Genomic DNA, 6,041 nt, shown 5'->3' on the forward strand with positions numbered 1-6,041 from the left:
CCCCACAATACCCCGGATCGGACGCGCGTTTGCCGCCATCCTGCCCGAATTGATCGCGAAACCTATTGTTTAGAAACGGCGTGAATGTTCCCAAGAGGACAACTATGGATCGACTGACAGAGATGGAGGCCTTTGCCACTGTGGTGGATCAAGGCGGCTTCACCGACGCAGCCAAGAAGATGGGGATCTCGAAGTCCGCTGTCTCGAAACACGTATCCGCGCTTGAGGCGCGGCTTGGCGCCCGGCTTTTGAATCGGACCACCCGTCGTGTATCGCCGACCGAGATTGGCCTTGCCTACTACGACCGTGCCCGCCGTGTGTTGAATGACGCAGGCGAGGCCGATGCGCTGGTGACCTCGATGCAGTCGGCGCCGTCCGGTCTTCTGCGCGTTTCGGTCGCGACGGACTTTGGCGTGAACCTGCTGTCGCCGATCCTGGGGGACTTCCTGCTGGAATACCCGGACATCACGGTGAACATGGTCCTGAACAACCGCTACGTCGAACTGATCAGCGAAGGCTTCGACATGGCGATCCGGGTCGGGGAGCTGGAAGACAGCTCGCTCCGGGCCCGCAAGCTGACCGAGACGACCAAGCGGATGATCGGCGCTCCGGGGTATTTTCAGAAATTCGGACGTCCGCAGAAGATCGACGACCTGAACGACCACAAGCTTCTGCACTATTCGAACCAGGCCAACGGCAACGTCTGGAAGATCACCGCGCCGTCGGGCGAGAAGCGGCAGGTCCGCTCGGTCGGCTGGCTGACGGTGAACGACGGGCAAAGCCTGCTGAACGCCGCGATCTCGGGTCTTGGTATCGCCTACCTGCCGTCGTTCCTTTATGCGGATGCGATGCGGCAGGGCCAGGTCGAAGAGGCCATTCCGGGCCTTCCGGTCGAAGTGCTGGGCATCTACGCCGTCTACCCGCCGGGCCGGTTCACCCAGCCGAAGGTCCGCGCGTTCATCGACTTCCTCGCCCGGCGCTATGCCGACAAGGGCCCCGACAACTGGTGATAGTCTTTTTCCGAAGACTTGAGCGGTGCATCAACGGGTCGAAGTGACAATCACTTCGACCCGTCTGTTTTGCTGACGCCCCTCTTCGGTCTGGTTGGTGGCGCGGGGTGCGAGAAAGCCCACGCCTTTGGCGGCCACGCGGTTGCTGTCCACGCCGAAACGCTCGATCAGGGCCTCGGCCACGGCTTCGGCCCTGCGCTCGGAAAGGGCTATGTTTGCGGTGAGGCTTCCCGAGGCGTCGGTATGCCCCACCAGGGCGATGGTCCCGTCGGGATTGGCCTCGAGCCAGGCGGCCACCGCGGCAAGCGAGGCATAGTCCCCTTGGGTCAGCGAGGCCGCACCGCTGGCAAAGACAAGATCGTCAAGCACGGCCGAGCCTACGTCGTCCAGGGCCGCGGCAATCGCGCCTGACTGCCGCGGCACAACATCGCGACCGTTGGAGGGCTTGGGCTGGTCCAGATCGACTGCGGTTTCCTCGGGGGCGTCGGGCAGGGGCGAGCTGGTCACCCGTGTGATCTGGACATAGGCCGCGTTGGCGCTGCGGCTGACCAGGACCGACACGGCTTCGCCATCCCGCTCGGCCGAGAAGAAACGGAAGTCGCCAAGATCGACGTGCATATCGGGCTCGGGGATGACGTCGGTCCCGAAGCGGAAGTCGAACCCGCCGCAGGTCCGCGCCTCGCATTCAAAGACAGCCTTGTAGCCCGCCGCCAGCACCTGCTCGCGCAGTGGGGCCAGAACCGCGAGCGTGGTCATCCCGGGCGCGTCCAGCTGGAAGGCCCGCTGATCGAGTGCCCCCTCGAAGGTGCGCGACGGAACGATGGTGCCGTTGAAGGCGCCGGTGGGCAGCGCGTAGCTGCCGGGAAGCTCGGAACGCGTTTCCTCGCTTATGACCTTGGCTGGAAGATCAAGGGTCAAGGCAGCCGCAGGACCCGAGAGGGCGGCGGAGGTGACAAGGAGGATGATGGATGCCTTAGGCACTGCCCGGGTCGCTTTCCGCGATCATTTCGCTCGGTAGTGGTACTGTCCCACAGTTTCCATCCCAAGGCGAGTGTAGAGCGCGCGGGCGGCAGCGTTTTGCTGGGTCACTACAAGAGAAAGCCGCCTGGCGCCTTCTTCCGCAGCCCAGTTCGCCGCGGCGTGGAGAAGCGTTCGCCCGGCCCCGTGGCGCCGACAGTCGGGGCGGACTTCCAGCGCATGCAGCATCGCCTCGGCCCCGTGGCAGGCAACGAACGTCACCCCGACCGGCCGGTCACCGACGCGGGCGAGAATGGCGGCCTTCGGGCCTTCCACCCGGTCCATGACGTTCAGGCGGGCCGGACCGATGCCCCCTTCGGCCCAGATCGACCGTGCGATCTCCAGGGGCGGCCAGTGTGGGAAGGCCGAAAGCGGGGGCAACTCGGCCCGAAGCTGGGCCACCGGCGCGGCGTAGGCGACCACCGGGTCAACGATATGCCAGCCGGCGGAGGCCAGGGCGGCGTCGAGCGCTGTGTCGCTTTGACGGATCAGCACAATGGGCGTGGTCATCGCGGCAATGGCGGCGTCTAGGTCGGCTGCGGTGAAGTCGCCCTGGAGGCTGGCCGCGGAGACGCGCTTTCCGCCGCCCGCACCGTCGCGCAGGGTGAACGGGCCAAGCGGCCAGCGGCGCAGGGGCGGCCAGGTTGCCTCCATCACTTCGGAAAGCTGTTCCGGCGTCATCCGAAGAGCCGGGTCAGCTTGACCATGGCTTCGGCCAGCCGCCCGGCATCGCTGCCGCGGATCACCAGATTGGTGCCATGCGCGCCGTTCTGGATGAACGGGTAGGAGCCCATGGACAGATCGGGGAACTCTGCGGCGAGCGCCCCGAAATCGGTGGCGATCTCGCCTTCGCCCCGCTCGACCCGGAACGATTGCGACAGAAGCGGCGGGCCGCCGGTCAGTTGGGGCAGGACGCTGGCCACCATCGCCTGAAAGATGCCGGGGACGCCCGCCATGACATGGACATTGCCGATCGTGAAACCCGGCGCGGTCGACACCGGATTGTCGATCAGCGTGGCCCCATCCGGAATCCGCGCCATACGCTGGCGGGCTTCGTTGAACGGCATCCCCGACCGGTCGTAATGCGCCTTGAGAAGCGCCATCGCATCGGCGCGGTGGCCGATCCTGACCCGCATCGCCTGTGCGACTGCATCAGCGGTGATATCGTCATGGGTGGGGCCAATCCCGCCGCTGGTGAAGAGGTGGGTGTAGCGGGTGGAAAGCGCCCGGACGGCTTCCGCAATCTCCTCATGCACGTCGGCGACGATGCGCACCTCGCGGAGCGCAATGCCGACGCGGGTCAGCTCGCCGGCCAGGAAGTGCATGTTGGAATCGCGGGTACGGCCGGAAAGGATTTCGTCGCCGATCACCAGCATGGCCGCCGTCGGGTTGGTCATCGCCGCTCTCCCTCATTTGATGCGGGTATACCCCCGCGCCACGGCGTTTCAAACCCCGCCCTCTGGCCAATTCCGCGCGCGGCTCTTATGTAGGCGCCAAGGAGACGGCTTTGGACGAACTGCGCGCCCGCATCACCAAGGACGGCATCCGCATCTACGAGGATGCGGATTTTGCGGGCATGCGCGTGGCCGGCCGGGTGGCCGCCGAGATCCTGGATGCGGTCGCGGCTCTGGTGGTACCGGGTGCGACGACCGGTACGATTGATGACTTCATTACCGATGAGATCAGGCGCCGGGGCGTGACCTCGGCCACCATCGGCTACAAGGGCTACAAGCACGCGTCGTGCATCAGCGTGAACCATGTCGTCTGCCACGGGATACCGGGGCCGAAAGTGCTGATGGATGGCGACATCCTGAACGTGGATGTGACAGTGATCGTCGATGGCTGGTTCGGGGATTCGAGCCGGATGTATGTGGCAGGCCAGCTGGCGCGGAAGGCCGAGCGGCTTATCGAGGTCACCTACCAAGGCCTGATGCGCGGGATCGAGGCCGTGCGGCCGGGAAACACGTTCGGCGACATCGGGCACGCGATCCAGTCTTTCGTCGAAGCCAACCGGATGTCGGTGGTGCGCGACTTCTGCGGCCATGGGCTGGGCCGGGTGTTCCACGCTCCGCCGAATGTGCTGCACTACGGCCGCCCCGGTTCGGGGCCAGTGCTGGAGGAAGGCATGTTCTTCACGATCGAGCCGATGGTCAATCTTGGCCGGCCCGAGACGAAGGTCCTGGCGGACGATTGGACCGCGGTGACCCGGGACAAGTCGCTCTCGGCGCAGTTCGAGCATTCGGTGGGCGTGACGGCCACGGGCTGCGAGATCTTTACTTTGTCCCCGGCAGGCAAGTTCCACCCGACCTGGGGGTAAGCCTTTCGGGACGCCTCCTCGTTCGACTTCGTCTCCTCGTCGGAGCGTGCCCTAGCGAGGAGTGACGAAGTCATCGACGAGCGGCCCGTCAGATGCCGGCATACCACTCATATCCGCGGTCGGCCCAGTAGCTGCCCCGCCCGAAGCCGAGGCTGGCAAAGCTGTCGGTCAGTTCGATGGTATGGACATACTTCGCCATCTTGTAGCCGAGCTGCCTTTCGACCCTGAGGCGCAGGGGCGCACCGTTTGCCACCGGAAGAGGCGCGCCGTTCATGGCGTAGGCGAGGATCGTTTGCGGGTGGTAGGCGTCGATCAGATCGATGCTTTCATAGTAGAAGACTTCGCCCGACAGGCTGCGCTCGATGGCGTCGAAGCAGTGGAAGACGGCGTATCGGGCGGTGACTTTGGGCTTTGCCTGGTTCAGGACCGTGCCGAGAGGCACGCCCTGCCATTTGGCGATGCAGCTCCAGCCTTCGACGCAGTCATGGCGGGTGATCTGGGTGCGGGATGGCAGCGCGGTCAGGTCGGCGAGCGACAGCGACACTGGCGTTTCGACCATTCCGGTGACGGTCAGGCGGTAGTCGCGGAAGGCCGTCTCGGCCATCCGTCGGTATTCGGCGCCGTCGGGGTCGGTCGAGCCGTTGGGCCGCATGCCCTGGCGGATGTCGGCCTCGGTGAACTCGGGCGCGAGACTGTCGCCGATCAGGGTGCGCTGTGCGGCTTTGGTCAAGCCTTCGTGGCTGGCGAAGATGCTGCGGAGGGTGCTGTCGCTTTCGGTCGCGCTGTCGAAGACCTTGCAACCGGAGAGGGCCAGCGCGGCGCTGCCGAGCAGGAGTTTGCGGCGGTCAAGCATCGTTCTTCTCCTTGTCGGTGCGATACCAGCCGGTCAGGATCGACCGCATCTCGTTCAGGGGACCGGCGAGCAGGATCATCGCCATATGGACGGCGAAGAAGCCCAGAAGCGCCACCATGGTCAGGAAGTGGATCGTCCGCGCGGTCTGGCGGCCGCCGAAGAGGTCAAGAAGCCAGGGGGCAGCGGCGTTGAAGCCGGGGGACATGGAAAGGCCAGTCAGGATCATCAGCGGCAGCGCCAGGAAAAGGACGGACGCATAGGCAAGCTTCTGCAGAACGTTGTAGTCCGCCGTGTGGTGGAACCGCAGCCGCGCGTGGTCCATCAGATCGCGCGGCAGGGCACGGAGGTCGGCCAAAGTGGGGATCAGCTGGCGCAGGTGGCCGTTCAGGGCGGACGCGATCAGCCAGACCGTCAGTGTGATCACCAGCACCCAGGCGAAGAAGAAATGGATCACCCGCCCCGTCGCGAGGCTGGTCTTCGAGGGAATCGTCAGTGCCGCGGGAAAGGCCCGGACCTCGCCACCCGAGACGCCGAGGATGCCGGTCGTGTCGAACTTGGCCCCGAAGACTTGGGTCACGCCGCGGAGATCGCCGTCCACCTCGCGGGCGCCGATCGCCAGGATCGAGTTGTCGTACTCGAACCCCGATTCCTGCCCGATGTGAAGGCTTGGGAAGGCGTTGAAGATCTGGAGGCCCGTCAACATCAGGAAGAAAAGACTGATGGCCCAGATCCAGTGCGTGATCCGGGTGATCAGCCTTTGGCGGTAGACAAGTGGCCCGTTTGGCATGGCGCCCCCCTTCGGTTCTGCCCGAAGCTACGGGTCACCCGGCGGAAAGTTTCACCT

7 protein-coding genes are annotated in these 6,041 nt (G+C 65.2%); 2 read left to right on the forward strand and 5 right to left on the reverse strand.

The annotated features are described in order from the left end of the window. Positions 1-104: 104 nt before the first annotated feature. Entirely contained in the window at positions 105-1,010 is a 906-nt protein-coding gene (locus ACRCSW_RS01920; protein WP_438702309.1) for a LysR family transcriptional regulator, read from the forward strand. A gap of 30 nt (positions 1,011-1,040) precedes the next feature. Here the strand turns inward: ACRCSW_RS01920 and ACRCSW_RS01925 are convergent, their stop codons facing one another. From ACRCSW_RS01925 to ACRCSW_RS01935, 3 genes are read right to left on the reverse strand one after another with little or no spacing between them, the layout of a single operon-like run. Then, positions 1,041-1,991 carry an OmpA family protein gene (locus ACRCSW_RS01925; protein WP_438702310.1) on the reverse strand — a complete coding sequence of 317 codons (951 nt, stop codon included), beginning with the start codon at positions 1,989-1,991 and terminating at the stop codon, positions 1,041-1,043. Positions 1,992-2,012: 21 nt separating this feature from the next. Next, a complete protein-coding gene (locus tag ACRCSW_RS01930; protein WP_438702311.1) occupies positions 2,013-2,708 on the reverse strand; it encodes a GNAT family N-acetyltransferase in 696 nt (231 codons plus the stop codon). Beyond that, positions 2,705-3,424 (reverse strand): competence/damage-inducible protein A, encoded by a 720-nt coding sequence (locus tag ACRCSW_RS01935; RefSeq protein ID WP_438702312.1) that lies wholly within the window; start codon positions 3,422-3,424, stop codon positions 2,705-2,707. The genes ACRCSW_RS01930 and ACRCSW_RS01935 overlap by 4 nt, the downstream gene beginning before the upstream one ends. 110 nt (positions 3,425-3,534) lie before the next feature. On the opposite strand from ACRCSW_RS01935, the gene map reads away from it, so the two are divergent. Continuing rightward, positions 3,535-4,344, forward strand: coding sequence for a type I methionyl aminopeptidase (map, locus tag ACRCSW_RS01940; protein ID WP_438702313.1), 810 nt, complete (start codon positions 3,535-3,537; stop codon positions 4,342-4,344). A gap of 88 nt (positions 4,345-4,432) precedes the next feature. Here the strand turns inward: map and ACRCSW_RS01945 are convergent, their stop codons facing one another. Both ACRCSW_RS01945 and ACRCSW_RS01950 read right to left on the reverse strand, forming a co-directional pair. Beyond that, complete coding sequence (locus tag ACRCSW_RS01945) at positions 4,433-5,197, reverse strand: molybdopterin-binding protein (protein ID WP_438702314.1); 765 nt, start codon at positions 5,195-5,197, stop codon at positions 4,433-4,435. Then, entirely contained in the window at positions 5,190-5,984 is a 795-nt protein-coding gene (locus ACRCSW_RS01950) for a cytochrome b/b6 domain-containing protein (protein ID WP_438702315.1), read from the reverse strand. Before ACRCSW_RS01950 ends, ACRCSW_RS01945 begins: the two co-directional genes overlap by 8 nt. Between the last annotated feature and the right edge of the window lie 57 nt (positions 5,985-6,041).

Origin of the sequence: Tabrizicola sp. (genome assembly GCF_051645465.1) — a bacterium.
Taxonomy (GTDB): Bacteria; Pseudomonadota; Alphaproteobacteria; order Rhodobacterales; family Rhodobacteraceae; genus Tabrizicola.